Raw genomic sequence first — 25,035 nt, forward strand, 5'->3', positions numbered from 1 at the left:
ATGGCTGAAAGTGGGGGCGTGAGTGGCAGCATCTTCGTGATCGAAGCTCGCCACTTGCAACAGCAACGCAATCAATGCCCCCGCGCCGGCCCACCCAGCTTGATCGGGCGGAGTATCGCGGCCGTGGGGATCATCAGCACCGCAATGACCGCCAGCGTCCAGAACACGTCGATATAAGCGAGCAAATCGACCTGCTGCTGCAAGGTGCGACCGACCCAGGCGACAGCCTGCGACGCTGCATCGCTCGCATTGGAGCCTTGCGCCTGGAAGTACCGCGTCATGGTGTCGATGGTCTGCTGATAGCCGAGATCGGAAGGCGCGGCGTGCTCGACCAGGCGGCTCTGATGGAACTGCTGGCGCTGCGCCAACACCGTCTGCGCCAGCGCAACACCCATGGATCCCCCGATATTGCGGGCGACATTGATCAGCGCCGAAGCCTGATTGGTCCTGTCCGGCGGAACGCCGTCGTAAGACGCGGTCGTGACAGGCAGGAACAGGAACGGCAGACCGAGCGCCAGGAAGATGCGCGACAGCGCCGCATAGCCATAGGTGATGTCGCCGGTAAGCCCGGTGAGATGCCACATCGAGAGCGCAACGATCGTCGCGCCGAACATGATGAGATATTTCGGCTGCACCGTAGCGACAAGGCGACCGACCACGGGCATCAGCACGAGGGTCGCAATGCCGCCCGGCGACAACGCGAGGCCGGCCAGCATGGCGGTGTAGTTCAACTCGGTCTGGAGCAGCTGCGGCAAGAGCTGCGTGGTCGAGATCAGCACGGCACCGGTGGCCAGCATCACCAGGAAGCAGGCGGCGAACTGGCGGCCGCCGAGCAGGCGCAAATCGACGATGGGATCCTCCCGCGTCAGCTCCCACGGTATCAGCGCGATCAGGCAGACCGCGGCCAGCAGCGCGAAGACGACGATCATGTTCGAGCCGAACCAGTCGTTGCGCTGACCTTCATCGAGCACGAATTCCAGCGAGCCGAGTCCGATCGCAACCAGAAGGAAGCCAATATAATCGACGCGCAGGCCCTTGCTGAGCAGCTTCTCCCTCTCCTCCTCCGCGCCCGAAGGCTCTTTGACCAGCGTCCCGACCAGGAACAGCGACAGCAGCCCCATCGGCACGTTGATCAGGAACACCCAATGCCAGGTGTAGGTGTCGGTGATCCAACCGCCAAGCGTCGGACCGATCACCGGCGCGACCACGACGGCGACGCCGTAGATGGCGAAAGCCTGGCCGCGCTTATGCGGCGGGAAGGAGTCGGCGAGGATCGCCTGCTCGCTCGTCGCCATGCCGCCGCCACCGAGACCTTGAAGAATGCGGAACAGCACCAGCGACTGCAGATTCCACGCGAAGCCACACAGTAGCGAGGCAAATGTGAAGGTCGCGACGCACATCATGTAGAAGCGCTTGCGGCCGATCACGGTCGAGAGCCAACCCGAGATCGACAGCACGATGGCGTTGGCGACGAGATAGCTGGTGATGACGTAGGTGCTCTCGTCGATGCCGACCGCAAGACTGCCTGCAATGTGACGCAGCGCAACGTTGGCGATCGTGGTGTCGAGAACCTCCATGAAAGTCGCGATCGAGACCACGAAGGCGATCAAATAGGGATTGTGCCCTCCGGCCGCCGAGCGCTCCGGCGACCAGCCGCCCGCGGACGCGCCGCCTTGCGCTGTGTCCGTCATCTCACCCTGGTCCAGGGCACGACCGACATGCCTGGGCCAACCGGCAGGTCGGCCGGCCAGCTGTCGACCACGATCTTCACCGGCACGCGTTGCACCACCTTGACGTAGTTGCCGGTCGCGTTCTCCGCCGGCAGCAGACTGAAGGCGGTGCCGGAACCCGGCTGCACGGAATCGATGTGGCCGGTGAGCTTGCGGCCGGGATAGGCATCGATGCGGATCTCGACCGGCTGGCCCGGACGCATGTCGCCCAGCTGCGTCTCCTTGTAGTTCGCCACGATCCAGATCTCGTCGGGCACGAACATCATCAGGCTCTGTCCCGCAGTGACGAACGTGCCCTTGGCGCCGGAGAGCTTGACGACGCGGCCGGACTGGGCGGCGGCGACGCTGGTGTATTGCAGGTTCAGCTTGGCCTGATCGAGCTGCGCCTGCGCCTGCCCGAGCTGCGCCTGGGCGCCTTCGAGCTGGGCCTGCAGCGTCTTGATGCCGAGTTGCGCTGATGCCACCGCCGTCCTGGCGCGTTCGGTGTTGGCCTGCTGCGCCTGAAGATCCGAGCGGGTCTGCTGCTGGCGCTGCACGGTGCCAGCGCCCTTCTCGACCAGGTCCTGGGCGCGCGTGAATTCCTCCTGCGAGAATTGAAGCTGGGCCTGGGCCTGCTCAAGCTGGGCCTCGGCCTGCTTGATCTGCTCGTGCTGCGAATCGATCTGGGCCTCGACGTTGGCGATGTTCGCCTTGGCGCTGGCGACCTGCGCATCGGCCTGATCGATGGCGATGCGATAATCGCGCTCATCGATCTTGGCGAGGAGATCGCCGGAATTGACGTGCTGGTTGTCGGTGACGGGAATGTCGGTCACGTAGCCGCCGACCTTCGAGGCGACCGAGAAGCTTCGCGCGGCGACGAAAGCATCGTCGGTCGATTCATAGTGACGGACCTCCATCCAGTAGAGCAGGCCGCCGACGAGCGCGGCGATCAGAACGACGGCACCTGCGGTTACAAGCAGCCAATGCTCCCGAAGCCGCTCTCGCGTCGACGGCGGCCTGGGCGGCTGGCCATCAGCGTCGCGGGTCGGATCAGGCGGCGCGTTTGGAGCCTGCTTCGCCCGCTGCGGCCGCTCCGCGGACGGCCCATGCTCCCGTGTCTGAGCATCCACGGCCAACAACCTCTCTCAGGATTGAAATGACGCCCGAACGCTTTTGGGGCAGGTCTTGTGCGCCGCCGGCCTAACCTCGGCGCCGACACTTGGTTCCGCCCCGCCAACGCGCCGCGATCATTCGTGATCGCGCCGTGAAAAAACGAAACGCGGCATCTCATGCCGCGCTCGTCTCGTTATTCCGCGAAAGCGCACCTGTTTCAGTGCGTCTTCGTCCGATGCCATTTCTCGAGATCGGGCTTCACCTCGTCCGATCCCTGCTCCTTCTCCGGATTACCCTTCCAGGGCTTGTCCGTCTGTCGGTGTGATCCCCAATCGTCCTGATTGCGGGGATCGTCATTGGGTCGCTCCTTGCTCATCGAACTCCCTTCCGTGCACCGTCTATGCGAAGGGAACGCCGTAATAGGAGTTGATGCCGCGAACCGCGGCTTCATCGCCCCAGTTCCAGTCGCTCCGTTCGCTGTATCTCGGCGCGCTTTCCAGATCCTTGGCAGTAATCGCCGTCACGTAACCGCCCAGCTCCGTGTCGTATTTCAGCGACTGCCAAGGCAACGGATAGTGGTCGTTGCCCAGTCCGAGAAATCCGCCGAACCCCAGCACGGCGTAGGACACCTTGCCGCTGATCTTGTCGATCATCACGCGCTCGATCGATCCAATGCGGTTGCGATCGGCGCCGTAGACCGATGTTCCCTCGACCTTATCGCTGCCGATCAGACGTCCCATCTCGGCGCGATCCAGCTCACTTTGATTCAACATCCCAGTGCTCCACTCAGCCAATATGTGAATCAACCGGACAGGCAAGCGATCGTTCCGCCGCTGTTCCGCGCGCGTGGGGCGGAAACATCCCGGAAAGCCAGGAACATCGCGGAGGACGATGGGTTCTCTGAGCCTCAGCCAGTTCGCAGAACCGAAGAGCCGCACGATGACCCAGACAGTTTCCGATTTCATCGTTGAGCGCTTGCATCAATGGGGCGTGCGTCACATCTTCGGCTACCCCGGCGACGGCATCAACGCCGTGTTCGGCGCGATGAACCGGGCTGAAGACAGGATCGGGTTCGTGCAGGCACGGCACGAGGAGATGGCGGCGTTCATGGCGAGCGCCTACGCTAAGTTCTCGGGCCAGCTCGGCGTCTGCATCGCGACCTCCGGGCCCGGTGCCTCGCATCTCATCACAGGGCTCTACGATGCGCTGCTCGATCACCAGCCGGTGCTGGCGATCGTCGGCCAGCAGGCCCGCAACGCCCTCGGCGGGCACTATCAGCAGGAGCTCGACCTTCTCTCGATGTTCAAGGACGTCGCCGGTGCTTACGTCATGCAGGCGTCCTCGCCTGCACAAGTGCGGCACCTGATCGACCGTGCGGTACGGATGGCGCTGGCGCGGCGCACTCCGACCGTGATCATCCTCCCCAACGATTTGCAGGAAGAGCCGTACGAGAGCCCGCCCCGTGCCCACGGCACATTGCATTCGGGCATCGGCTACAGCGCGCCCAGCATCACGCCGCGCGAGGCCGATCTCGATCGTGCGGCGGAGGTCCTCAATGCCGGCAAGAAAGTCGCGATGCTCGTCGGCGCCGGTGCGCTTCACGCCACCGACGAGGTGATCGCCGTCGCCGACCGGCTGTCGGCCGGCTGCGCCAAGGCGTTGCTCGGCAAGGCCGCACTCCCGGACGACCTGCCCTGGGTCACCGGCGCGATCGGCCTGCTCGGCACCGAGCCCAGCTACAACATGATGATGGGATGCGACACGCTGCTGATGGTCGGCTCGGCCTTCCCCTACGCCGAATTCCTGCCAAAGGAAGGCGCCGCGCGCGGCGTGCAGATCGACATCGGCGCCAGCATGATGTCGATCCGCTTTCCCATGGAGGTCGGTCTCGTGGGCGATGCCGCCGAGACCCTACGCGCACTGTTGCCGCGACTGAAACCCAGAAGCGAGGGCGCCTGGCGCCAAGGCATCCAGGAGGACGTTACGAGATGGTGGAAGACGCTGGATGATCGCGCGCATCAGCCCGCGGCGCCGGTCAATCCGCAGCTCGTCGCCTGGGAATTGTCCCCGCGTCTGCCCGATCGCGCCATCATTACCAGCGATTCCGGCTCTTGCGCCAACTGGTTCGCGCGCGACCTGAAGATGCGGCGCGGCATGACGGCGTCGCTCTCCGGCGGCCTCGCCTCGATGGGCGCCGCGGTGCCCTATGCGCTCGCCGCGAAATACGCCCATCCCGACCGGCCGGTGATCGCCCTTGTCGGCGACGGCGCCATGCAGATGAACAACATGGCCGAACTGATCACCGCCGCGAAATATTGGCGCAACTGGAAGGATCCGCGCTTCATCGTCTGCGTCTTCAACAACGAGGATCTCAACCAGGTGACGTGGGAGCAGCGCATCATCAACGGCGATCCCAAATTCGAGGCCTCGCAGCGCATTCCCGACGTCTCCTATTCCCGCTTCGCCGAACTCATCGGGCTGCGCGGCATTTTCGTCGACAGTCCGCAACTGCTCGGCTCGGCCTGGGAGCAGGCGCTGGCGAGCGAGATGCCCGTCGTGCTGGAGGTCAAGACCGATCCCGAAGTGCCGCCGCTGCCGCCGCATATCACGCTGCAACAGGCCAAGAACTTCTCGCTCGCCCTGCTGAAAGGTGACCCGAACGAAAGCGGGATGATCAAGGGAGCAGCACGGCAGGTGCTCGAGACGATCCTGCCCGGAAAGGAATGAGGTGAACCATGAGCGACTTCCGCGATATCCGGCACGGCGTCAACGATCCGGTCGATGGCGTCGATGTGAAGTACCACATCAACGACAACCGGACGCCGCATGAGCGGGCGCAGCGCCATGCCGACGTACGAGCCGACCCAACCGCTGTGCCGGCCGAACCATTTCTGCCCGAGCGGCTTCGACGCAAGCCGACCGATCCCATCAATCCGCGCACCGGACGGAATCCCGCGGATTGATCGTTAGGAACCACGGCCTCGGCGGCGGGTTGATCGGCGCAACAACGCGCGGCAACCGGCCGCGCATCCAAATTGGAGTGACCGAACATGAAACGTGTCGTCATCGCCCTCGCTTGCGTGCTTTTCGCAGGCCCTGCGCTCGCCCAATCGCTCGGCGAAAAGACCGGCGTCAATTCCGCGCTCGGCGTCTCACCGAGCACCGCCGACTTCGTCAAACAGGTCGCAATCAGCGACATGTTCGAGATCGAGTCGAGCAAGCTCGCCCAGCAGAAGGGCAACGCGCAGGAGAAGAGCTTCGCTCAGCAGATGGTCACCGACCACACCAAGACCAGCACCGAGCTCAAGGGCTTGGTCGGTGACAAGAAAGTCCAGGCGACGCTTCCGACGGAGCTCGACAGTTCGCACCAGAGCAAGCTCGACAAGCTCAAGAATGCGAACGGCAAGGATTTCAGCTCGGACTACAACTCCTATCAGGTCAGCGCCCATGAGGATGCCGTTTCGCTGTTCGAGCGTTACGCCAAAGGCGGCGACAATGCCGAGCTGAAGGATTGGGCCGGCAAGACGCTGCCCGCCCTGAAGCACCATCTCGACATGGCCAAAGAGCTTGGCAAGGCGCCGAGCGTCGGCCAGTCCAACAAGTAACGTATTACTGAAGGACGCCGGCGCACCCGGCGTCCTTCGCTTAGCAACGTCGATCGCCTCCGCGCATTGAGCCTCGTCCATCGCGGAGCGCACCATGTCCCACAGCAAGAATTCCCTGTCGCGCCGCCATGTCGTGCACGCCGCAGGCGCATCGCTCGCGGCGGCCTCGCTGGCGCCCCCAGCGCAAGGAAACACGTCCATGGCCGAGCACGCTTTGATCGATCCCGTCAGCCGCTATCCGAAGCCGCCGTTCAAGAAGCAGTCGCAGCCCTGGCCGGGTCTTGCTGGCAAGATGGAGCCGCGGCCGGATCATGGCGAGACCAGCTACAAGGGCTCGGGCCGGCTCGCCGGCCGCAAGGCATTGATCACGGGCGGCGATTCCGGCATGGGCCGGGCCGCCGCGATCGCTTATGCGCGCGAGGGTGCCGATGTCGCCATCAACTATCTGCCCGCGGAAGAGCCCGACGCACAGGAAGTGATCGCGCTGATCAAGAAGGAAGGGCGGAGCGGCCTTGCGATCCCGGGCGACCTCAAGGACGAAGCCTTCTGCAAGCAGCTGGTCGAGCAGGCCGCACAAGGCCTCGGCGGCCTCGACGTCGTCGTTTGCAACGCCGCACGGCAGCAGACACGCGCCTCCATCCTCGATATCTCGTCGGAGGATTTCGACGCGACCATGAAGACGAACATCTACGCACCGTTCTGGATCATCAAGGCGGCCCTGCCGCATCTCAAGCCCGGCTCCTGCATCATCGGCACCACCTCCGAGCAAGCCTACGATCCCTCGCCGGATCTCTACGATTATGCGCAGACCAAGGCAGCGACGATGAACTATGTGAAGTCGCTGGCCAAGCAGCTCGCCTCCAAAGGCATCCGCGTCAACGGCGTGGCGCCGGGACCGATCTGGACGCCGCTTCAGGTCTCCGGCGGCGCCACGATGGACAAGCTCGAAAAATTCGGCGGCATGACGCCGCTCGGCCGCCCCGGCCAGCCAGTCGAGCTTGCTTCAATCTACGTGCAGCTTGCCGCTGCCGACGCAAGCTATGCGACCGGACAGGTGTATGGCGCCGCGGGTGGATCGGGCCAGCCTTAGTCGAGCCGCTGCACTCGCGCTGGAACACAGGAACCATCTTTGTCTTCCAGCTTTTACAAATCTGTCATGGAGGAAATCTCGCCGGCAGACCGATGGCGCTCGTAACAGTCAAACCCACCCGGATCGATACGGCGATCGCGAACGAGATCGCGGACAACACCAACTCAGGCCTCGAGCACGCCGCCCAGGCAATGACATGGGGCGCCGACGAGCATCTGCTGGTCGCGGTCGCGGCGGCGGGATGGCTCTACACGCGGCTGCGGTCACCGCAGCAGCGTCGTGTTGCGGATCATGTTCTCATGGTCTCGCTGGCAACAGCCGTGCTGCCGCATATTCTGAAATCCTTATTCGATCAGACGAGACCGGACCGGCTCACCGTTAAGGGCCATTGGCGTGGCGTTCCCTTCTCAGGGCGGTCGAGAGACGCGTTTCCCTCGGGCCATGCCGTGCACATGGGCGCCCTCGCCTCGGCAGCCGGCTTGTTGCCGCCGCCCTCGCGCCGCTTGGCCCGAACGCTCGCCGTAGCGTTGTCGTTGACGCGCGTGGCGCTGCTCGCGCATTGGGCCAGCGACGTCGTGGCGGGCTTTACGCTCGGCGTCATCGTCGAGCGACTGTTCAGGCCGTTCACGCTCGCAAGGTCGCGGCCGCAGCGGTCATCGGCTTCGCGGGGCCGGCCATGACGGAATATCTGGTGCGCTTCGTCGCCGGCGGCTTGATTGTCTCCGCCTTCGCGATCCTCGGCGACATGCTTCGACCGAAGAGCTTTGCCGGGCTTCTCGGTGCGGCACCGTCAGTCGCACTCGCCACGCTCGGCATCGCGGTCGTTCAGCACGGCCCGCAATACGCGGCGGCCGCGAGTTGGACCATGATCTACGGCGCGGTCGCCCTCGGCTGCTACAGCCTCGCCGTCTGCCAGATGTTGATGCGATTTCGCCTCGGAGCGCTGCTGGCGACCATCCTCGCCTTTACGGTTTGGCTCGTGGTCGCCTTCGGCTTGCTTGCCGGTCTCGGAGGCGCTGCCTGATGCCGATAAAGCTATCATCATCCGCCCTCAAGCAGACGCACTGGTACGAGTATGCGGTGCGTTTCGCGCTTGGCGGCCTTGCGACGGTCGCGGCAGGCCTCATCGGCAGCCATTTCGGCATCTCCGTCGGCGGGCTCTTCCTCGCACTCCCCGCTATCTTCTGTGCCAGTGCAACCCTGGTCGAAAGCCATGAGCGCCGGGCCAAGGAAAAGGCCGGCCTTAAAGGACAACGACGCGGGCAGCAAGCCGCAGCGCTCGATGCTGCGGGTGCGGGCCTCGGAAGCATCGGTCTCGTAGCGTTCGCTGCGGTGTTTTACGTCGTGGTCTCGAAAAACGTGATCGGCGCATTCATCGCCGCCGTCCTGGCGTGGGCTGCCGTCTCGGTTTTGGCGTGGTGGCTGAGACGAAAGCTTCGCATCACCTCCCGCACCGAGCAGGCCGGGCGCCTCGGGCCATCAGCCAACAGCCGCGGCACCGTCTCGTAAAACCCGACAGCCGTCCATCTCGGCAGCGGTCTGAAGCTGATCGATGCGCGAGAACGAACAACGTCGCGCTTAGACGGTCTTCGGACCTTCTGTCCTCGGTGGCTGCAGTCCCGGGCTGTTGGCCCAGCGCTCGACCTGCTCGATGACCTTCTGATGGCTTGGACGCACCGGTTTGGGGGCTTCCGGCTCTTCGGAAAGCTTTCGAGGCAACCTGACCTCGTCCGTCATGGCTTCTCTCCCTTTCCAAGGGAATGCGCCAGCAGACGACTCGTTGCAACTATTAATCTATTGATTTTGCTGAATATTTCTACTCATTTGGAGACTTTCTCGTCCCTTGTGGAACTCGCGTCAAGTTGGTTCGTTGAGTAATCTACTCAATCTACTCATCTGTGTGACCAACCATGAATGATCTTCGCGCCGAGCGCCTTCAGGTCATGCTCTCGCCGGAAGAGTTGGCCGCTGTCGACGATTTCCGCTTCAAACATCGCATGCCGACGCGAGCGGCAGCTGTCCGCGAGCTGCTCAAATTCGGACTGGCCGCCGCGGGCGTCGATGCCGCCGCCGGCGTAAAATCGAGCAGTTTCGGCGTGTTCGGCCGGGGACCTGACGGGCATACTCACGGAGACCCCGAGAGCAACGACTAACGTAATGACTGGCATGCCGGCCGCCCATAAGCGAACGACCCCGGCACCGGTGGGTGCCAGGGCCGTCCTGGAGGTCGCTTCCGGCGCACCGGGGGCATGACAGCCGAAAGCAACCAGGGGACTCGTCGCGCGAGAGCTGGTTCCTACTGCAGACTACCCCGTCGCGTCGCTTGAACCGTCAGGCATGGCGCCCGACCCTGGCGTCTTGCTCCCGTCGCTGAGCTTGGGATCGCGCGTCGCTTCACGCGATGGCGAGCCCTGCGGATCTGCCTTATGAACGGTCTGCGCGCGTTGCTTGTCACGCGGCTGCTCTTCGCCCCGCTGGTCCCGAACGATGCCTTGCGAATTCGCCATGACGTTCTCTCGCCTCTTATGATGTCTCGAAGCGCTTACGCATTGCGGCGTCGAATGTTCCGGCGTGGTGCTAGCTGCGCGTCGCGTGGACCGTGGCCGATGCATTCTCGAGATGCACCTGGCGCACCGTCGTCACCGTCGCAAACGCGACCGAGACACCAAAGGCGAGAATGAGTGAAAGCAGAGCCAGACGTGGAGCCATTGCAAACCTCCTTCTGGAATCAAAACCGATGCGATGAACTGTTCCCTGATCGTCCTGGATGGGTCACTTGCATTCCGTGCGCCGTCTCACACGCGGCGTCCTCACGCGTCCCGCTCTTGAGGGAAACGGGCGGCAACGGGCGGGATCTCGCCATCGAGCCAATCCTGCTCGTGCGCGAGGGCCGTCCAGGCATCGGCCATACGCGAATAACGCTTGTGCGCGGGCTGTCCGTCGGCGCGCTCGGCGAGCTGAAGACAATTGTCGGCGTTGTCTCTGAAGATGTCAGACTGTTTCATAGGAAAGGACGTGGGGACGGAACTCTGGCATCGCAACCTGCTTGCCGGATCGTAATGTAGCAGGGAACTTCGCTTGCCCTCCGCCATTGACACCCGATGCGAATTCTCGTCGCCATTATCCTGGCCTTCATCAGCACCGCTGCGCTTGCCGACAGCGCCGGTGAACGGAACTCCGGCGACCGCCCGCCGAGCGCCACCGACGTCATCAACGGTCTCTACAATTTCAGCCGCTTCCAGCAGGACCTGCTCGAGAGCACCGATCTGAAGGGTAACGCTGAGGTCAAGAACCTTGCGGCCCTGCGCGCCGAGGAAGCGGCCAAGCGCGACAAGGCGCTGAAGCAGATACAGCAGGCGATCGGCGCGGAGCCGCGCGTCGACAAGGCGACCTCCGTTGGCGCGAGCTTGGTTGAGCCCGAGACGTCGGACGGACCGACTTACGTCCGAAGCTTCTATGCCTCGCAGATTCCCGAATATCAATCGGTCATCAAGCTGCTCGAAGGCTATCTGAAGGCGCCCGACAATCCTGCACTCGCAGCATTCGCGCGCGAACAGCTCCCATTGTTGCGCTCGCAAGTCATGGATGCCGAGCACACCATGGCGGACAAGTAGCGTCCCTATTTGTCGTTCGGATGATGCTGCTGGCTCTGCGGCCGCACAGTGCGGTCGCTCTCCGGCATCTTGTCCCGACCTGCATCGCCATTGTCATCCTTGCCGCCCGAAGACGAAGTGCCGCTTCCGCTCGGGTTCGCGCGCGTCGCTGCCCCTGTGGTCGGCGTATCCGCCTGCGGGCTGGCGGAACTGGCGGCGGGATCGCCGGTCACCGCCCCGCGGCCGCGGGGCGCTCCGCCTTGCGCCCAGGCCGACCCGGCCAGCAGCATGACGACGATCGCGGCAAGTCCTGCTTTCATATCCGTTCTCCCTCTTTGCGGGCTAACAGCGAGGCTTGGCGCTCCGTTCCGAAGGAGGCCAATGCCCGGACCGGCAAGGTATGGGGGGCGGCGGAGGCCGCTTCTTTCCGAATTCGTATGGAACCAATTCCGGGGATCGGCGTTGCTTACGTCGGGCTGAGCAAGACAGGTTCCATTTCCTCGCGCCGCGACCTTGGCGCTTGATTTCGAATTTGGCTGACGCTCTATTTTGACCTAACGCGTCTTGCCTAGGATTCGGCCGACGCTTGCGGGGGAATCAGTATGAGCGACCTCGATCCCGGAACTGCATCACGCTCCGGTCGTCGCGTCCCAAGGCCAAAAACCAACGGTGTGTCGGACCCGGATTCGCGGGCCGAGTTGCTGCTCGCCCTGCAGGCGATGCGCAGCGGCGATTTCTCGGTGCGCATGAGCGGTGACTACCTCGGCATCGACGGCAAGATCGCCGACACTTTTAATGAAATCATCGCCGCCAACCAGCGCATGGCGCAACAGCTCGAGCTGGTCGGCCAGGTGGTCGGCCGCGAAGGCAAGACCCGGCAGCGCGTGAAATTCGGCCTTGCCTCGGGCTCCTGGGCCGACATGGAAGGTTCCGTCAACACGCTGATCGACGACCTGTTGTGGCCGACGCGCGAGGTGACCCGCGCGGTCGCCGCCGTCGCCCAAGGCGACCTGCTTCAGACCGTCAAGCTCGACGTCGACGGCCGGCCATTGCGGGGCGAATTCCTGCAATCGGCCAATATCGTCAACACCATGATCAAGCAACTCGGCGTGTTCACCTCCGAGGTGACGCGCGTGGCGCGCGAGGTCGGCACCGAAGGCAAGCTCGGCGGCCAGGCCCAGGTGCCCGAGGTGACCGGCGTTTGGAAAGACCTCACCGAGAGCGTCAACTCGATGGCGAACAACCTGACCAATCAGGTTCGCAACATCGCCGAAGTGACGATCGCGGTCGCCAACGGCGACCTCTCCAAGAAGATCACGGTCGACGTCCGCGGCGAGATCCTCCAGCTCAAGGAAGCCATCAACACGATGGTGGACCAGCTGCGCTCCTTCGCCTCCGAAGTGACGCGCGTGGCGCGCGAGGTCGGCACCGACGGCAAGCTGGGCGGCCAGGCCATCGTGCCCGGTGTCGCCGGCACCTGGAAGGACCTGACCGACTCCGTCAACGCGATGTGCGGCAACCTGACCGCTCAGGTCCGCAACATCGCCAACGTCACCACCGCCGTGGCGCGCGGCGACCTGTCGCGCAAGATCACGGTGGACGTGCGCGGCGAGATCCTGGAGCTGAAGGACACCATCAACACCATGGTGGACCAGCTCAACTCGTTCGCCTCCGAAGTGACGCGCGTGGCGCGCGAGGTCGGCACCGAAGGCAAGCTCGGCGGCCAGGCCCAGGTGCCCGGTGTGGCCGGCACCTGGAAGGACCTCACCGACAACGTCAACTTCATGGCCTCGAACCTGACCGCGCAGGTCCGCAACATCGCCGACGTCGCAACCGCAATCGCGAGCGGCGACCTCTCGAAGAAGATCACGGTGAACGTCTCGGGCGAAATCCTTCAGCTGAAGGAGACGCTCAACACCATGGTCGACCAGCTCAACGCCTTCGCCGGCGAAGTGACGCGCGTGGCGCGCGAGGTCGGCACCGAGGGCCGGCTCGGCGGCCAGGCCAACGTGCTCGGCGTCGCCGGCACCTGGAAGGACCTCACCGAGAGCGTCAACTCGATGGCCTCGAACCTGACCGCACAGGTCCGCAACATCGCCGAGGTGACGACCGCGGTGGCGGGCGGCGACTTGTCGAAGAAAATCACGGTGGACGTGCGCGGCGAGATCCTGGAGCTGAAGGACACCATCAACACCATGGTGGACCAGCTCAACGCCTTCGCCGGCGAGGTGACGCGCGTGGCGCGTGAGGTCGGCACCGAGGGCAAGCTCGGCGGCCAGGCCGTCGTGCGCGGCGTCGGCGGCACCTGGAAGGACCTCACTGACAGCGTCAACTCGATGGCCTCGAACCTGACCGGCCAGGTCCGCAACATCGCCGAGGTCGCGACCGCGGTCGCCAAGGGCGATTTGTCGAAGAAGATCACGGTGAACGTGTCGGGCGAAATCCTTCAGCTGAAGGAAACGCTGAACACGATGGTGGACCAGCTCAACGCCTTCGCCGGTGAGGTCACGCGCGTGGCGCGCGAGGTCGGCACCGACGGCAAGCTCGGCGGCCAGGCTGGCGTGCCCGGCGTCGCCGGCACCTGGAAGGACCTCACCGACTCCGTGAACTCGATGGCGGGCAACCTCACCGCCCAGGTCCGCAACATCGCAGAAGTCGCGACCGCGATCGCCGGCGGCGACCTGTCGCGCAAGATCACCGTGGACGTGCGCGGCGAGATCCTGCAGCTCAAGGACACGCTGAACACGATGGTCGACCAGCTCAACCGCTTCGCGGGCGAGGTGACGCGCGTCGCGCGCGAGGTCGGCACCGAAGGCCGCCTCGGCGGTCAGGCCAACGTGCCCGGCGTCGCCGGCACCTGGAAGGACCTCACCGACAGCGTCAATTCGATGGCGGGCAACCTCACCGCCCAGGTCCGCAACATCGCCGAGGTCACCACCGCGGTGGCGCGCGGTGACTTGTCGCGCAAGATCACCGTGGACGTAAAGGGCGAAATCCTCGAGCTGAAGAACACCATCAACACCATGGTGGACCAGCTCAACGGCTTTGCCGGCGAGGTGACGCGCGTGGCACGCGAGGTCGGCACCGAAGGCAAGCTCGGCGGCCAGGCCGAGGTGCCCGGCGTTGCTGGCACCTGGAAGGACCTCACCGACAACGTCAACTTCATGGCCTCGAACCTCACCGCCCAGGTCCGCAACATCGCCGAGGTCGCGACCGCGATCGCCGGCGGCGACCTGTCGAAGAAGATCACGGTGGACGTGCGCGGCGAGATCCTGCTGCTCAAGGACACCTTGAACACCATGGTCGAGCAGCTCCGCTCCTTCGCCGCCGAAGTGACGCGCGTCGCGCGCGAGGTCGGCACCGAGGGCCGGCTCGGCGGTCAGGCCGTCGTTCCCGGCGTCGGCGGCACCTGGAAGGACCTCACCGACAACGTCAACCTGCTGGCCGCGAACCTCACCACCCAGGTCCGCAACATCGCCGAAGTCACCACTGCGGTCGCGCGCGGCGACCTCTCGCGCAAGATCACCGTCGACGTGAAGGGCGAAATCCTCGAGCTCAAGAACACCATCAACACCATGGTGGACCAGCTCAACGCCTTCGCCGGCGAAGTGACGCGCGTGGCGCGCGAGGTCGGCACCGAAGGCAAGCTCGGCGGCCAGGCCCAGGTGCCCGGCGTCGCCGGCACCTGGAAGGACCTCACGGATACCGTCAACTTCATGGCGGCCAATCTGACCGAGCAGGTCCGCGGCATCGTCAAGGTGGTGACGGCGGTCGCCAACGGCGATCTGAAGCAGAACCTCACCGTGAAATCGAAGGGCGAGGTCGCCGCGCTCGCCGACACCATCAACAACATGACCGAAACGCTCGCGACCTTCGCCGACCAGGTGACGTCGGTGGCGCGCGAGGTCGGCGTCGAGGGCCGCCTCGGCGGTCAGGCCAACGTGCCGGGTGCGGCCGGCACCTGGAAGGACCTCACCGGCAACGTCAACCTGCTCGCCGCCAACCTCACCTCGCAGGTGCGCGCGATCGCCGAGGTGGCGACCGCCGTCACCAAGGGCGACCTGACGCGATCGATCCAGGTCGACGCCCGCGGCGAGGTGGCCGAACTGAAAGACAACATCAACACGATGATCACCAACCTCCGTCTCACGACGGAGCTGAACACCGAGCAGGACTGGCTGAAGACAAATCTCGCCAAATTCACCAACATGCTTCAGGGCCAGCGCGATCTCGCCACCGTCGGCCGGCTGCTGCTCACCGAATTGTCGCCGCTGGTGAACGCCCATACCGGCGTGATCTACCAGGTCGAGAGCGAGGGCAATCCGCAGCTGCTGCTGCTGGCCTCCTATGCCAGCGATGGCGTCTACCCCTATCAGCGCGTGCTGCAGTTCGGCGAGGGCCTGATCGGCCAGTGCGCGCTCGACAAGCGGCCGCGCGTGGTCGCCGACATTCCCTCCGACGTCGTGCCGATCAACTCGGCGCTGTTCCGCGTCGCGCCGAAGAACCTCGTCGTGCTGCCGGTGCTGTTCGAAGGCCAGGTCAAGGCCGTGATCGAGCTCGCCTCGCTCGTCTCCTTCACGACCTCGCAGATGACGTTCCTGGAGCAGCTCACCGACTCCATCGGCATCGTGCTCAATTCGATCGAAGCGACGATGCAGACCGAAGGCCTGCTCAAGCAATCGCAGCAGCTCGCCGGCGAGCTCCAGACCCAGCAGCGCGAATTGCAGCAGACCAACGACCAGCTCGAACAGAAGGCGCAGCAGCTCGCCGAGCGCAACGTCGAGGTCGAGCGCAAGAACCAGGAGATCGAGCAGGCCCGCCGCGCGCTGGAGGAAAAGGCGACCGAGCTTGCACTGACCTCGAAGTACAAGTCCGAATTCCTCGCCAATATGAGCCACGAGCTGCGCACGCCGCTGAACTCGATCCTGATCCTCGGACAGCAGCTCACCGACAATCCGGACGGCAACCTTACGGCCAAGCAGGTCGAGTTCGCCCGCACCATCCACGGCGCCGGCACCGATCTGCTCAATCTCATCAGCGACATCCTCGATCTGTCCAAGATCGAATCCGGCACGGTGACGGTGGACGCCGAGGAGATCCTGACCGCAAACCTTCTCGAGACCGTCGGACGGCCGTTCCGGCACGAGGCGGACAACCGCAACCTGTCGTTCAAGATCGACGTCGATCCGACCCTGCCGCGCAGCATCGTCACCGACTCCAAGCGTCTGCAGCAGGTCCTGAAGAACCTGCTCTCCAACGCCTTCAAGTTCACAGCCGAAGGCGAGGTGCGCCTGAAGGTCACCGCAGCGGTCGGCGGCTGGGGAACGGATCATCCGGTGCTGAACTCCGCGCCGGCCGTGATCGCGTTCGAAGTGTCCGACACCGGCATCGGCATTCCCGTGGAGAAGCAGAAGCTGATCTTCGAGGCGTTCCAGCAGGCCGATGCCGGTACCAGCCGGAAATACGGCGGCACCGGCCTTGGCCTCGCCATCAGCCGCGAGCTCGCGAGCCTGCTCGGCGGCGAGATCCATCTGCGCAGCGCACCGGGCAAGGGCTCGTCCTTCACCCTTTATCTGCCGTTGAAATATTCCGGCCCGACGCTCGCACCGCGTGCTGCGCCGGCCCCGCAGCAACACAACCAACCGCCGGCGCTGCAGCCCGCCGCACCTGACCAGCAGCGCGTCATCGAGCAGCTTCCCGACGACCGGCTCAATCTCGAGCCAGGCGACAGTATCCTCCTGATCGTCGAGGACGACCCGCATTATGCACGTGTGCTGGTCGACCTCGCGCGCGACAAGGGGTTCAAGGTGCTGGTCGCCGCCCGTGGCGCGGAGGCGCTGGAGCTCGCCAAGCAGTACCAGCCGAGAGCGGTCTCGCTCGACGTGTTCCTGCCCGACATGCTGGGCTGGACCGTGCTGAGCCAGCTCAAGCACAATCCGCTGACCCGTCACATCCCGGTGCAGATCATCACGCTCGACGAGGACCGCCAGCACGCGCTGGCGCGAGGTGCATTCTCCTTCGTCAACAAGCCGACGACGACCGAAGGCGTCGCCGCCGCCCTGACCCAGATCAAGGAATATGCGCGGCCGCGGCGCAAGCGGCTCCTGATCGTCGAGGACAACGAGGCCGAGCAGCTCTCGATCCGCGAGCTGCTGCATCACGACGACATCGAGATCGTGACGACCGCCACCGGCGCCGGCGCGCTCTCGACGCTGCGCGAGGCGCCTTGCGACTGCGTCGTGCTCGACCTCAGGCTGCCCGACATGAGCGGCTTCGAGGTGCTGGACCAGATCCGCAATGACGAGGCGCTGTCGAATGTTCCGGTCGTCGTCTTCACCGGCCGCGAGCTTTCGGCGGAGGAAGATGCGGAACTCCACACCATGGCGCGCAGCATCGTGGTCAAGGGCGTGGAATCGCCGGAACGGCTGCTCGACGAGACCGCACTGTTCCTGCACCGCGTGATCACGGAGCTTCCGATCGAGAAGCAGCGCATGCTGGAGAAGCTGAACAGCTCCGACGAAGACCTGATCGGCAAGACCGCGCTGCTCGTCGACGACGACGCTCGCAACATTTTCGCGCTATCGAGCGTGCTGGAGCGGCGCGGCATGAAGGTGCTGACCGCCACGACCGGCAGCGAGGCGGTGGCGCTGGTCGAATCCAATCCGGAAATCGCCATCGTGCTGATGGACATCATGATGCCGCAGATGGATGGCTATCAGACCATCGGCGTCATTCGCGAAAATCCGGCCTTCGCCCGCCTTCCGATCATTGCGCTGACCGCCAAGGCGATGAAGGGCGACCGCGAAAAATGCCTGGAGGCCGGTGCGTCCGACTATCTCGCCAAACCCGTCAACACCGATCAATTGCTGCTTGCGATCCGCATGTGGCTGCACCGCTGAGTTGGATCCGCGAATGGACCACGAAAAGGTCAACATCCTCCTCGTCGACGACCAGCCGGCCAAGCTGCTCGCCTATGAGGTGATCTTGAAGGATCTCGGCGAGAACCTGGTGATCGCCTCGTCCGGACGCGAGGCACTGGAGGTGCTGCTCAAGACCGAGATCGCGGTGATCCTGGTCGACGTCTGCATGCCCGAGCTCGACGGCTTCGAGCTCGCCGCGATGATCCGCGAGCATCCGCGCTTCCAGAAGACCGCGATGATCTTCATCTCCGCCATCCAGGTCAGCGACATCGACCGGCTGCGCGGCTACGAGATGGGCGCGGTCGATTACGTGCCGGTCCCGGTCGTGCCGGAGGTGCTGCGCGCCAAGATCAAGGTGTTTGCCGAACTCTACCGCAAGACCCGCGAGCTCGAACGGCTGAACCAGGAGCTCGAGGATCGTGTCCGCGCCCGCACGGCGGAGCTGGAGAACTCCACGGCAAAGCTGCGCGAGAGCGAACAACGGCGCAGCATGGCGATCGCCGCCGGCAAGATGGGTTCCTGGGACTGGGACTGGATCAGCGGCGACTGGATGTGGGACGAGGGGCAATATCGCATCTTTGGCGTCAGCCCCGAGAACTTCGAGGTCAACCCGGCCAACGTTCAGGCGCTGCTGCATCCCGACGACGTCGATCAGTTGCGCAAGGCGATTGCCGAGTTCAACAAGGGCGCGCGGGCCTATGAGACCGAGTTCCGCATCATACGGCCCGACGGGGAGGTGCGCTGGTGCGTCGGCACGGCGGCAGCCACGGTGGACGATAGCAGTCGCGTCGTTCGCGTCAGCGGCGTCACCGTGGACATCACCGAACGCAAGCGTGCCGAGGAACGGCAGAATCTGCTGGCGCGGGAAGTCGATCATCGCGCCAAGAATGCGCTGGCGCTGGCGCAGTCGATCGTGCGCCTCACCCGTGCCGACGAGGTCAAGGCCTATGTCAACGCCGTCGAGGGCCGTATCAATGCGCTGGCGCGCGTGCACACGATCCTGTCGCTGTCGAGCTGGCAGGGCGCCGAGCTCTCCAGGCTGATCGACGAGGAGCTGGCGCCCTACTCGCTTGGTGGCCAGATCGTGTTGGCGGGTCCGGAGGTTCAGCTGCTGCCGGCGACAGCCCAGACGCTGGCGCTTGCCCTGCACGAGCTCTTCACCAACTCGGCCAAATATGGCGCCCTCTCGACCAGGTCGGGGCGGCTCACGATCAGCTGGCAGGTCGAGGACCAATTGCTCACGCTGAGCTGGGAAGAATCCGGCGGTCCGCTCGTCATGACGCCGAAATCGCGCGGCTTCGGCACACGAAGCCTGCTTGCGAGCGTCGAGTCCCAGCTCGGCGGACAGGCGCAGTTCGATTGGCGAGCCGAAGGCCTGTTGTGCCGTCTGCAGGTGCCATTGACACGCAAAACGCCGACGACGACCACAACCGGCAAATTCGAGGATGCCAGCTCCGCCGAATTGCAGCGCGCATCCGGTTAGAGCCTTTTCCGGCGAAGTGGCGACCGGCTCGCGTCGAGAAGGCGCGTCAAGACAAGAAGCGTGCGCCTTCCGCTTCGCTTCCAACGGAGCGGCAAAGCATTAGCCGGACGCCGCGCTGGTCATGCGTTGCGCCGTCCGCGGCTCGCGTGCAACCCGGCCTTCGAGCCAGGCTTCCGTCTGGGCGAGATCGCGGAGCGCCCTGGCGTAGCGGCGAGCCGCGCTTCGCTCTGCGCCGCGCGGCAGCTTGCGTGCCTTGCGCAGAATGTCCGCGGCGGCGTTGCGATAGGCCAGCGAGCGGTAAAGAAAGACTACCTTACCCATATCGATGTTCCCGTTTTGCTGGCACTCATCCTCGCAAGCCCGGCATGAACGTCGGATGAAGCCGGGGATGACAATTCCTTCATTCAATTGGAACCGGCGCGTATCGCCCGCGTTGCATGCCAAGTCGGGATGCGGTTCCCATGCGCACCAAAAAGTCGTCGGATCTGATCTCTGCGAGCGGCCTCGTCAAGCTGATGACGCATGCCATGATGGGGGCGGCCCTCGGCCTCTCCTTCAGTCTCGCGCTGATCCTGTCCAATCCCGCCGTCGCAAACCTGCTCAACAACGGTGGAAGCCAAGCTGCGACCATCTTCGCGCTCACCCTGGTGACGACGTTCACGATCGGCGCGACACTCACCGGCGCCGTCTTCATCCTCGTCGAGGACAAGCAATCTTGAAGCACGCGCGGAACGCGGCAGCAGCTTTGTTGGGAACTCCTGCGGCAAATGGCGGTTGGCTGCCTGCGTCAATTTAACCCAGGGAGTTCCCTCGCATGACAACGGCAAAGCTCGTTCTCACCGCAATGTTGGCAGCCGGCCTCGCCGCCGCACCGCTCGCCGCGCAGGCCAAGTCACACAAGGCGAAACATGGATCCTCGATGTCGTCGTCGCAGACCACGGGCGCCAACACCAAGTCGTCCAAGGGCGCAGATCCCTCCGGCCAAGGTGGTTCGGGCCCCGGCTCAGACCAAGGCGGCACCATGACCAACCAGAACAGCAAGGGCATGAGCAACACCAAGTGAGCTCAGGCCGGCATGACATCGGGCCCCGCGGCGACGCGGGGCTCCATTCTTGATGCGTGATCGGCAATGGAGCCACACATCGTCCGGCGTCCGCACCGGCTCATTGCGGCCGGCGCGCTGCAAGGTCGCGCCTGCGGCTAAAGCGCGATGCGATTCAGATGAGTCGCCATCGCTTGCGTCCGATCAAAAACTGGGCCGCATCGTCATCGAGACCCGCGCGCTACAATTGCCGGATGGCAGATCGCAATTCGGGAATCTCGGCACGTAGCTTCAAGATCCGGTAAGTGTCCTGGACCTCCTCCACAGCGCCCTCTCCAAGGTTTCAGCGCCGCATGCTCGCGCGCGCGGAATGGCCGATTGTTGTCTTCACGAGGTGAAGGCGGACCCGGTCGCCAACGTCAGGCAGGACATCGCCGCCGCCGGCAGCCTTCCATTCGTCGCTCAGCAGATTGATCTTCCGCCGCAGATCCATCTGCGTCAGGGCCTGTTCGGTGCAATCGCGACCGCCGTTGACGCGATCGCGCACGGCGGCCTCGACGGCCGCCATCTCCAGCCTCAAAGCACTGATCTTACGTCGAATTTCATTAAATCTGTTGTCCATGGCTTGTTAGAACAAAATAAGAACATATAGTCAAGTCACGATTTCGGAAATGGAGATGTCAAATGCAGGCTCAAGGTCAATACAACGCCAAGCTCTTCCTCGCCGAGCAGATGACCCGGGCGCAAGGACTGAAGCTGAAACGACTGAGCGAAGAGGCCTATCAGCCCGCACAATATGCGCGCGATCTGTCGTCCAGCGAGGCGGCACGGCGCATCCAGGTGCTGGAGGCGGAGATCGCGCTGGCGAATTCGTTCTAGGCCTTCGCCCGCAAGGTCGCGCGCTCTTTCGGGAACCATGCTCGTTTCGAACGGTTCTCCCGGGCCAAGGGAGAACATGCATGGCACGCAAGGCAAAGAAGCGCCGCTACTCGCGCAGCTCCGGCAGCGATGTCGAAAGCGAGATGCGGCGCTACAAGAAGGGCACGGCAAAGAGCGGTCGCAAAGGCCGTGGCGGACGCGTGAAGAGTCGCAAGCAGGCGATCGCAATCGGACTGTCGAAGGCGCGCAAGAAGGGCAAGAAGGTCCCGAAGAAGGCGAGCAAGAAGTCGTCCAAGAAGCGGACGAGCAGGAAGACAGCCAAGAAGACAAGCAGGAAGTCGTCGAAGCGCAAATCCAGCAAGCGTTGACGCTGACGCCTCAGATCATGCTGCCGGGCATGAAGCAGCGGATCGAGATTCCGAAGGCCGTCTTCACCGGCCACACCATGGTGCGGCCGGCGCGGTTCGGCTCGGTGATGACGGCTTCGTCCGGCACTTCGATCCACTCCCCGTCGAGACGCACGCGATAATGCCCGTTATGCGATTCCCAATCGGGGTCGGAGACGGCAAAACCGTCGGCGTCCGAGCAGCAGGGACCGAGGTGGCTGCGCAGGCTGTCGAACCACGGCTTGAGGGGCGAGTTCGCGTAGCGGCCGTCATCACGACCGAGCGCGCTTCCGCCCCACAGCACCAGCGGCGCCACGAGCAGCGCACCTCTCAGCGAGAGCTTCAATCGACCCATGTCGGCACCGATCAAATACGAACCACCGGCCAGTTCCACAAAGCGGCCGGAAGTTCGGAGTTCCACGCTTGCAATCACTCGGCAGCGTCGTTGCCGACGAGCATCGGAACTGTGATGGCCGAACACGGCTTTTTCGTATGAACCGCGTCACCATCCCTGCCGTTAACGAGAATGTTATCGGAGCCCGCCGCAGATCCTGAAGGCGAAAGGAAAGGGCGGCCCGAGGGCCGCCCTTTTGGATGGGTGGGGGAGCCGTTCGCGTTACGCGAGCGGCACCGCGACGAACCTCGTCGCCTCGGCGCTTCTGACCTGCAACAGCACGCTGCGCTTGCCAGACGATTTGGCCTGGGCCAGTTCCGTGCGAACCTCGCCGACATTGGCAACCGCCTTGCCACCGACATTGAGGATGACGTCGCCGGTCTGGATGCCGCGCTGCGCGGCCGGACCTTGCGGATCGACCTGCGTGACGACGACGCCCTTCTGGCCGGCGCCCTGAACCTCGCTGGCCGGCGCCAGGGCGAGGCCGAGGCGCGGCGTACCCGCGTTCGACTGCCCACTGCCCTCGTCAGAGCCGCCATTCGCTTTAGCTTGCCGCTCGTTCGGCAGCTCGCCGAGCGCGAGCGTCAGCGTCCTCGTGCCGCCATTGTGGAACACGTCGAGCTTCACCGAGCTGCCCGGGGCCAGGGTGGCGATGGTCCGGGCGAGATCACGGGAGTCCTTGATCGCGGTGCCGTTGACGGCGGTGATGACGTCACCCGCCTCGATGCCGGCCTTCGCCGCGGGGCTGCCATCCTGCGGATTGTCGACGATCGCGCCGCGCGCCTCCTTGAGGCCGAGGCTGTCGGCAATCTCTGCCGTCACCGGCTGCACCTGCACGCCGAGCCAGCCGCGGGTCACCGCGCCCTTGTCCTTCAGTTGCGCGACGACGAGTTTTGCAGTCGAGGCCGGAATGTCGAAGCCGATGCCGACCGAGCCGCCGGAGGGCGAGAAGATCGCGGTGTTCACGCCGATCACGTTGCCGTTCATGTCGAAGGCCGGGCCGCCGGAATTGCCCTTGTTGATCGGCGCGTCGATCTGGATGAAATCGTCATAGGGCCCGTTGCCGATGTCGCGGCCGCTGGCCGAAACGATGCCGGCGGTCACGGTGCCGCCGAGACCGAAGGGATTGCCGACCGCGACCACCCAGTCGCCGATGCGGGGCTTCTGGTCGGAGAATTTGACGAACGGAAAGTCCTTCTTACCGTCGACCTTGATCAGCGCCAGATCGGTCTTCGGATCGGTGCCGACCACTTTCGCGGTATAGGTCGTGCCGTCATCCATGGTCACCTGCACCGACTCGGCGTGGTCGACGACGTGGTTGTTGGTCACGGCGTAGCCGTCGGCGGAAATGAAGAAGCCGGAGCCTTCGCCCGTGACCATCTGATGGCGCTGGCGCGGCAAGCCGTTCGGACCGCCCGGAAAGCGGAAGCCGAACTGCCGCGAGAATTGGTCGAATGGGGAGTCCTCGTCGGAGTCCATCCGGTTCTGCTGCAGCATCGCATTCTTGTCGTTGTCCTGGTCGATCCTGACCCGCACCGAGATGACGGCGGGCTTGACCTTGCTGACCAGATCACCGAAACCCGGCGGCGTTGCGGCGGATTCCGCGGCCTGGGCCGGCGCAATGAAGGAGGCCATGCCGAACGGCGAAGAGGCGGGCGATACCGCCAGCACGGCGACGCCGAGCGCGGCCACGCTGCCGAGCAGCGCGAGCCGGCGCGGCCTCAAGATCTTGCGGGACGTCGTGGTGTCGGAGTTAACGTGATCGTTCATGTCGAAATGTCCATGTTGGGTAAGGTGTCGCCTTGCGTCCAACATGGAGATCGTCACCTTACGACGTCCCGTCCGTCCGATTAAATCTTGGCAAAGGATATGCGGGCGGGCACCCAGGGAAAGATCGTCCCGGCGCATTTGATGCAGCTCAACGCGGGTCCTCCGGGCAGTGAAAAACTACAGCCACCGAATGATCTTCATCGGAGGCGCCCCATGTACAAAGACATTCTCGTCCACATCCCCACCGAGCGTCCCATGCGCGCAGCCGTCGAGGGCTCGATTTCGCTCGCCGCGCAGTTCAACGCCCAGCTCGACGCGGTCGCGATCGGCTATGTCGCAACCAGTGCTGCCTATGTGATGGAGGGCGGCGCGGCGGTGGCTGCCGTATTCGAGCTGGAACGCGAGCGCGCACTGGAGCGGGCCGAAGCCGCACTCTCGGTGTTCGGAATCGAAGCGGCGAACGCCGGCGTCTCCTACACCTTGCGCCCGCTCGGCGCGATCCCGGTGGATGCGGCGGGCTCGCTCGGCGAGATGGCGCGGCTGCACGACCTCAGCGTCGTGCTTCAGCCCGATCCGGCGCACAGCTCGTTCGACAACGACGTGCCGGGCGAGATCCTGTTCCAGTCGGGCGGCCCGGTGCTGTTCCTGCCCTACACATTCCGTGGAGCTTTCAAGGCGGCACGAATCGGCATCTGCTGGGACGGCAGCCGCCTCGCTGCCCGCGCCGTGCGCGACGCGGCGCCGTTCCTGGCACGTGCCGACGAGATCGTGATCATCACCATCAACGAGGCCGACGCGGTCCCCGGCGACGCGTCAGCCAACAGCCTAGCAAGACATCTCGGCCGGCGCGGACTGTCGACCCGCACGATCAGCCTGTCGGCGACGCGCGCCGACATCCAACCGACCATCCTGTCGCTGGCGGCCGATGAGGCACTCGATCTCCTGGTGATGGGCGGCTACGGCCATTCGCGATTGCAGGAGCGCGTTCTTGGCGGCGTCACCCGTGCCATGCTGGAAGCCATGACGGTGCCGACGCTGATGTCGCATTGAG

29 protein-coding genes are annotated in these 25,035 nt (G+C 64.5%); 16 read left to right on the plus strand and 13 right to left on the minus strand.

All coding sequences use genetic code 11. The annotated features are described in order from the left end of the window. Window positions 1–71: 71 nt before the first annotated feature. From P6U31_RS26735 to P6U31_RS26750, 4 genes are all read right to left on the minus strand, one after another. The gene (locus P6U31_RS26735) at window positions 72–1,691 is read right to left on the minus strand and encodes a DHA2 family efflux MFS transporter permease subunit (RefSeq protein WP_407184740.1); all 1,620 of its coding nucleotides are present in this window, start codon (window positions 1,689–1,691) and stop codon (window positions 72–74) included. Continuing rightward, window positions 1,688–2,839, minus strand: a complete 1,152-nt coding sequence (locus P6U31_RS26740; protein WP_407189952.1) for an efflux RND transporter periplasmic adaptor subunit — start codon at window positions 2,837–2,839, stop codon at window positions 1,688–1,690. Before P6U31_RS26740 ends, P6U31_RS26735 begins: the two co-directional genes overlap by 4 nt. 200 nt (window positions 2,840–3,039) lie before the next feature. Continuing rightward, window positions 3,040–3,198 carry a hypothetical protein gene (locus tag P6U31_RS26745; RefSeq protein ID WP_407184741.1) on the minus strand — a complete coding sequence of 53 codons (159 nt, stop codon included), beginning with the start codon at window positions 3,196–3,198 and terminating at the stop codon, window positions 3,040–3,042. A 22-nt stretch (window positions 3,199–3,220) separates the two neighbouring features. After that, window positions 3,221–3,595: a PRC-barrel domain-containing protein gene (locus P6U31_RS26750; protein ID WP_407184742.1), complete on the minus strand. Its 375-nt coding sequence runs from the start codon at window positions 3,593–3,595 to the stop codon at window positions 3,221–3,223. A 166-nt stretch (window positions 3,596–3,761) separates the two neighbouring features. Between P6U31_RS26750 and P6U31_RS26755 the strand changes: the two genes are divergently transcribed. From P6U31_RS26755 to P6U31_RS26785, 7 genes are all read left to right on the plus strand, one after another. Further along, window positions 3,762–5,549: a thiamine pyrophosphate-requiring protein gene (locus P6U31_RS26755; RefSeq protein ID WP_407184743.1), complete on the plus strand. Its 1,788-nt coding sequence runs from the start codon at window positions 3,762–3,764 to the stop codon at window positions 5,547–5,549. An 8-nt stretch (window positions 5,550–5,557) separates the two neighbouring features. After that, window positions 5,558–5,785 carry a hypothetical protein gene (locus P6U31_RS26760; RefSeq protein WP_407184744.1) on the plus strand — a complete coding sequence of 76 codons (228 nt, stop codon included), beginning with the start codon at window positions 5,558–5,560 and terminating at the stop codon, window positions 5,783–5,785. Window positions 5,786–5,872: 87 nt separating this feature from the next. Continuing rightward, entirely contained in the window at window positions 5,873–6,427 is a 555-nt protein-coding gene (locus P6U31_RS26765; RefSeq protein WP_407184745.1) for a DUF4142 domain-containing protein, read from the plus strand. 94 nt (window positions 6,428–6,521) lie between these two features. Then, window positions 6,522–7,517 (plus strand): SDR family oxidoreductase, encoded by a 996-nt coding sequence (locus tag P6U31_RS26770; protein WP_407184746.1) that lies wholly within the window; start codon window positions 6,522–6,524, stop codon window positions 7,515–7,517. 92 nt (window positions 7,518–7,609) lie between these two features. Further along, the gene (locus tag P6U31_RS26775) at window positions 7,610–8,197 is read left to right on the plus strand and encodes a phosphatase PAP2 family protein (protein WP_407184747.1); all 588 of its coding nucleotides are present in this window, start codon (window positions 7,610–7,612) and stop codon (window positions 8,195–8,197) included. Further along, entirely contained in the window at window positions 8,194–8,541 is a 348-nt protein-coding gene (locus P6U31_RS26780) for a DUF3147 family protein (RefSeq protein ID WP_407184748.1), read from the plus strand. The genes P6U31_RS26775 and P6U31_RS26780 overlap by 4 nt, the downstream gene beginning before the upstream one ends. Next, complete coding sequence (locus P6U31_RS26785; RefSeq protein WP_407184749.1) at window positions 8,541–9,026, plus strand: DUF3147 family protein; 486 nt, start codon at window positions 8,541–8,543, stop codon at window positions 9,024–9,026. The genes P6U31_RS26780 and P6U31_RS26785 overlap by 1 nt, the downstream gene beginning before the upstream one ends. 69 nt (window positions 9,027–9,095) lie before the next feature. Here P6U31_RS26785 and P6U31_RS26790 read toward each other — a convergent pair whose 3' ends face one another. After that, window positions 9,096–9,254, minus strand: coding sequence for a hypothetical protein (locus tag P6U31_RS26790; RefSeq protein ID WP_407184750.1), 159 nt, complete (start codon window positions 9,252–9,254; stop codon window positions 9,096–9,098). 173 nt (window positions 9,255–9,427) lie between these two features. Between P6U31_RS26790 and P6U31_RS26795 the strand changes: the two genes are divergently transcribed. Next, a complete protein-coding gene (locus tag P6U31_RS26795) occupies window positions 9,428–9,670 on the plus strand; it encodes a hypothetical protein (protein WP_407184751.1) in 243 nt (80 codons plus the stop codon). A 153-nt stretch (window positions 9,671–9,823) separates the two neighbouring features. Here the strand turns inward: P6U31_RS26795 and P6U31_RS26800 are convergent, their stop codons facing one another. The 3 genes from P6U31_RS26800 to P6U31_RS26810 all read right to left on the minus strand — a co-directional run bounded on the left by P6U31_RS26800 (window position 9,824) and on the right by P6U31_RS26810 (window position 10,522). Continuing rightward, window positions 9,824–10,024 carry a hypothetical protein gene (locus P6U31_RS26800; RefSeq protein WP_407184752.1) on the minus strand — a complete coding sequence of 67 codons (201 nt, stop codon included), beginning with the start codon at window positions 10,022–10,024 and terminating at the stop codon, window positions 9,824–9,826. 70 nt (window positions 10,025–10,094) lie between these two features. Further along, a complete protein-coding gene (locus tag P6U31_RS26805) occupies window positions 10,095–10,226 on the minus strand; it encodes a hypothetical protein (protein ID WP_407184753.1) in 132 nt (43 codons plus the stop codon). Window positions 10,227–10,327: 101 nt separating this feature from the next. Further along, window positions 10,328–10,522 (minus strand): hypothetical protein, encoded by a 195-nt coding sequence (locus tag P6U31_RS26810; protein ID WP_407184754.1) that lies wholly within the window; start codon window positions 10,520–10,522, stop codon window positions 10,328–10,330. Window positions 10,523–10,618: 96 nt separating this feature from the next. On the opposite strand from P6U31_RS26810, the gene P6U31_RS26815 reads away from it, so the two are divergent. Then, the gene (locus P6U31_RS26815; RefSeq protein ID WP_407184755.1) at window positions 10,619–11,131 is read left to right on the plus strand and encodes a DUF4142 domain-containing protein; all 513 of its coding nucleotides are present in this window, start codon (window positions 10,619–10,621) and stop codon (window positions 11,129–11,131) included. 5 nt (window positions 11,132–11,136) lie between these two features. On the opposite strand, the gene P6U31_RS26820 is transcribed toward P6U31_RS26815, so the two are convergent. Further along, window positions 11,137–11,430 carry a hypothetical protein gene (locus tag P6U31_RS26820; protein WP_407184756.1) on the minus strand — a complete coding sequence of 98 codons (294 nt, stop codon included), beginning with the start codon at window positions 11,428–11,430 and terminating at the stop codon, window positions 11,137–11,139. Window positions 11,431–11,712: 282 nt separating this feature from the next. Between P6U31_RS26820 and P6U31_RS26825 the strand changes: the two genes are divergently transcribed. Further along, window positions 11,713–18,009, plus strand: a complete 6,297-nt coding sequence (locus P6U31_RS26825) for a HAMP domain-containing protein (RefSeq protein WP_407184757.1) — start codon at window positions 11,713–11,715, stop codon at window positions 18,007–18,009. A 13-nt stretch (window positions 18,010–18,022) separates the two neighbouring features. Next, entirely contained in the window at window positions 18,023–19,513 is a 1,491-nt protein-coding gene (locus tag P6U31_RS26830; protein WP_407184758.1) for an HWE histidine kinase domain-containing protein, read from the plus strand. 99 nt (window positions 19,514–19,612) lie between these two features. Here the strand turns inward: P6U31_RS26830 and P6U31_RS26835 are convergent, their stop codons facing one another. Beyond that, on the minus strand, window positions 19,613–19,834 hold the full coding sequence (locus tag P6U31_RS26835; protein ID WP_407184759.1) for a hypothetical protein: 222 nt from the start codon (window positions 19,832–19,834) through the stop codon (window positions 19,613–19,615). 140 nt (window positions 19,835–19,974) lie between these two features. Here P6U31_RS26835 and P6U31_RS26840 point away from each other — a divergent pair, with 140 nt between their 5' ends. Both P6U31_RS26840 and P6U31_RS26845 read left to right on the plus strand, forming a co-directional pair. Beyond that, window positions 19,975–20,232: a hypothetical protein gene (locus tag P6U31_RS26840; protein WP_407184760.1), complete on the plus strand. Its 258-nt coding sequence runs from the start codon at window positions 19,975–19,977 to the stop codon at window positions 20,230–20,232. A gap of 95 nt (window positions 20,233–20,327) precedes the next feature. Then, the gene (locus P6U31_RS26845) at window positions 20,328–20,576 is read left to right on the plus strand and encodes a hypothetical protein (RefSeq protein WP_407184761.1); all 249 of its coding nucleotides are present in this window, start codon (window positions 20,328–20,330) and stop codon (window positions 20,574–20,576) included. Window positions 20,577–20,898: 322 nt separating this feature from the next. On the opposite strand, the gene P6U31_RS26850 is transcribed toward P6U31_RS26845, so the two are convergent. Next, window positions 20,899–21,123: a hypothetical protein gene (locus P6U31_RS26850; RefSeq protein WP_407184762.1), complete on the minus strand. Its 225-nt coding sequence runs from the start codon at window positions 21,121–21,123 to the stop codon at window positions 20,899–20,901. 116 nt (window positions 21,124–21,239) lie between these two features. Between P6U31_RS26850 and P6U31_RS26855 the strand changes: the two genes are divergently transcribed. Further along, window positions 21,240–21,434, plus strand: a complete 195-nt coding sequence (locus tag P6U31_RS26855) for a DUF3072 domain-containing protein (RefSeq protein WP_407184763.1) — start codon at window positions 21,240–21,242, stop codon at window positions 21,432–21,434. An 80-nt stretch (window positions 21,435–21,514) separates the two neighbouring features. Further along, entirely contained in the window at window positions 21,515–21,802 is a 288-nt protein-coding gene (locus P6U31_RS26860) for a DUF6496 domain-containing protein (RefSeq protein ID WP_407184764.1), read from the plus strand. Window positions 21,803–21,812: 10 nt separating this feature from the next. On the opposite strand, the gene P6U31_RS26865 is transcribed toward P6U31_RS26860, so the two are convergent. Both P6U31_RS26865 and P6U31_RS26870 read right to left on the minus strand, forming a co-directional pair. Continuing rightward, complete coding sequence (locus P6U31_RS26865) at window positions 21,813–22,175, minus strand: hypothetical protein (RefSeq protein WP_407189953.1); 363 nt, start codon at window positions 22,173–22,175, stop codon at window positions 21,813–21,815. 261 nt (window positions 22,176–22,436) lie between these two features. Beyond that, on the minus strand, window positions 22,437–23,984 hold the full coding sequence (locus P6U31_RS26870; protein ID WP_407184765.1) for a Do family serine endopeptidase: 1,548 nt from the start codon (window positions 23,982–23,984) through the stop codon (window positions 22,437–22,439). 213 nt (window positions 23,985–24,197) lie between these two features. On the opposite strand from P6U31_RS26870, the gene P6U31_RS26875 reads away from it, so the two are divergent. Further along, window positions 24,198–25,034 carry a universal stress protein gene (locus P6U31_RS26875; protein ID WP_407184766.1) on the plus strand — a complete coding sequence of 279 codons (837 nt, stop codon included), beginning with the start codon at window positions 24,198–24,200 and terminating at the stop codon, window positions 25,032–25,034. The last annotated feature ends 1 nt before the right edge of the window (window position 25,035 follow it).

This window comes from Bradyrhizobium centrosematis, from assembly GCF_045571495.1.
Lineage (GTDB): Bacteria > Pseudomonadota > Alphaproteobacteria > Rhizobiales > Xanthobacteraceae > Bradyrhizobium > Bradyrhizobium centrosematis.

Bases quoted from the DNA above. Each gene is read 5' to 3' on its own strand.
- P6U31_RS26735 (WP_407184740.1), bottom strand. From the start codon at position 1,691: ATGACGGACACAGCGCAAGGCGGCGCGTCCGCGGGCGGCTGGTCGCCG.
- P6U31_RS26745 (WP_407184741.1), bottom strand. From the start codon at position 3,198: ATGAGCAAGGAGCGACCCAATGACGATCCCCGCAATCAGGACGATTGG.
- P6U31_RS26750 (WP_407184742.1), bottom strand. From the start codon at position 3,595: ATGTTGAATCAAAGTGAGCTGGATCGCGCCGAGATGGGACGTCTGATC.
- P6U31_RS26755 (WP_407184743.1), top strand. From the start codon at position 3,762: ATGACCCAGACAGTTTCCGATTTCATCGTTGAGCGCTTGCATCAATGG.
- P6U31_RS26760 (WP_407184744.1), top strand. From the start codon at position 5,558: ATGAGCGACTTCCGCGATATCCGGCACGGCGTCAACGATCCGGTCGAT.
- P6U31_RS26765 (WP_407184745.1), top strand. From the start codon at position 5,873: ATGAAACGTGTCGTCATCGCCCTCGCTTGCGTGCTTTTCGCAGGCCCT.
- P6U31_RS26770 (WP_407184746.1), top strand. From the start codon at position 6,522: ATGTCCCACAGCAAGAATTCCCTGTCGCGCCGCCATGTCGTGCACGCC.
- P6U31_RS26775 (WP_407184747.1), top strand. From the start codon at position 7,610: ATGGCGCTCGTAACAGTCAAACCCACCCGGATCGATACGGCGATCGCG.
- P6U31_RS26780 (WP_407184748.1), top strand. From the start codon at position 8,194: ATGACGGAATATCTGGTGCGCTTCGTCGCCGGCGGCTTGATTGTCTCC.
- P6U31_RS26785 (WP_407184749.1), top strand. From the start codon at position 8,541: ATGCCGATAAAGCTATCATCATCCGCCCTCAAGCAGACGCACTGGTAC.
- P6U31_RS26790 (WP_407184750.1), bottom strand. From the start codon at position 9,254: ATGACGGACGAGGTCAGGTTGCCTCGAAAGCTTTCCGAAGAGCCGGAA.
- P6U31_RS26795 (WP_407184751.1), top strand. From the start codon at position 9,428: ATGAATGATCTTCGCGCCGAGCGCCTTCAGGTCATGCTCTCGCCGGAA.
- P6U31_RS26800 (WP_407184752.1), bottom strand. From the start codon at position 10,024: ATGGCGAATTCGCAAGGCATCGTTCGGGACCAGCGGGGCGAAGAGCAG.
- P6U31_RS26805 (WP_407184753.1), bottom strand. From the start codon at position 10,226: ATGGCTCCACGTCTGGCTCTGCTTTCACTCATTCTCGCCTTTGGTGTC.
- P6U31_RS26810 (WP_407184754.1), bottom strand. From the start codon at position 10,522: ATGAAACAGTCTGACATCTTCAGAGACAACGCCGACAATTGTCTTCAG.
- P6U31_RS26815 (WP_407184755.1), top strand. From the start codon at position 10,619: ATGCGAATTCTCGTCGCCATTATCCTGGCCTTCATCAGCACCGCTGCG.
- P6U31_RS26820 (WP_407184756.1), bottom strand. From the start codon at position 11,430: ATGAAAGCAGGACTTGCCGCGATCGTCGTCATGCTGCTGGCCGGGTCG.
- P6U31_RS26825 (WP_407184757.1), top strand. From the start codon at position 11,713: ATGAGCGACCTCGATCCCGGAACTGCATCACGCTCCGGTCGTCGCGTC.
- P6U31_RS26830 (WP_407184758.1), top strand. From the start codon at position 18,023: ATGGACCACGAAAAGGTCAACATCCTCCTCGTCGACGACCAGCCGGCC.
- P6U31_RS26835 (WP_407184759.1), bottom strand. From the start codon at position 19,834: ATGGGTAAGGTAGTCTTTCTTTACCGCTCGCTGGCCTATCGCAACGCC.
- P6U31_RS26840 (WP_407184760.1), top strand. From the start codon at position 19,975: ATGCGCACCAAAAAGTCGTCGGATCTGATCTCTGCGAGCGGCCTCGTC.
- P6U31_RS26845 (WP_407184761.1), top strand. From the start codon at position 20,328: ATGACAACGGCAAAGCTCGTTCTCACCGCAATGTTGGCAGCCGGCCTC.
- P6U31_RS26850 (WP_407184762.1), bottom strand. From the start codon at position 21,123: ATGGCGGCCGTCGAGGCCGCCGTGCGCGATCGCGTCAACGGCGGTCGC.
- P6U31_RS26855 (WP_407184763.1), top strand. From the start codon at position 21,240: ATGCAGGCTCAAGGTCAATACAACGCCAAGCTCTTCCTCGCCGAGCAG.
- P6U31_RS26860 (WP_407184764.1), top strand. From the start codon at position 21,515: ATGGCACGCAAGGCAAAGAAGCGCCGCTACTCGCGCAGCTCCGGCAGC.
- P6U31_RS26865 (WP_407189953.1), bottom strand. From the start codon at position 22,175: ATGGGTCGATTGAAGCTCTCGCTGAGAGGTGCGCTGCTCGTGGCGCCG.
- P6U31_RS26870 (WP_407184765.1), bottom strand. From the start codon at position 23,984: ATGAACGATCACGTTAACTCCGACACCACGACGTCCCGCAAGATCTTG.
- P6U31_RS26875 (WP_407184766.1), top strand. From the start codon at position 24,198: ATGTACAAAGACATTCTCGTCCACATCCCCACCGAGCGTCCCATGCGC.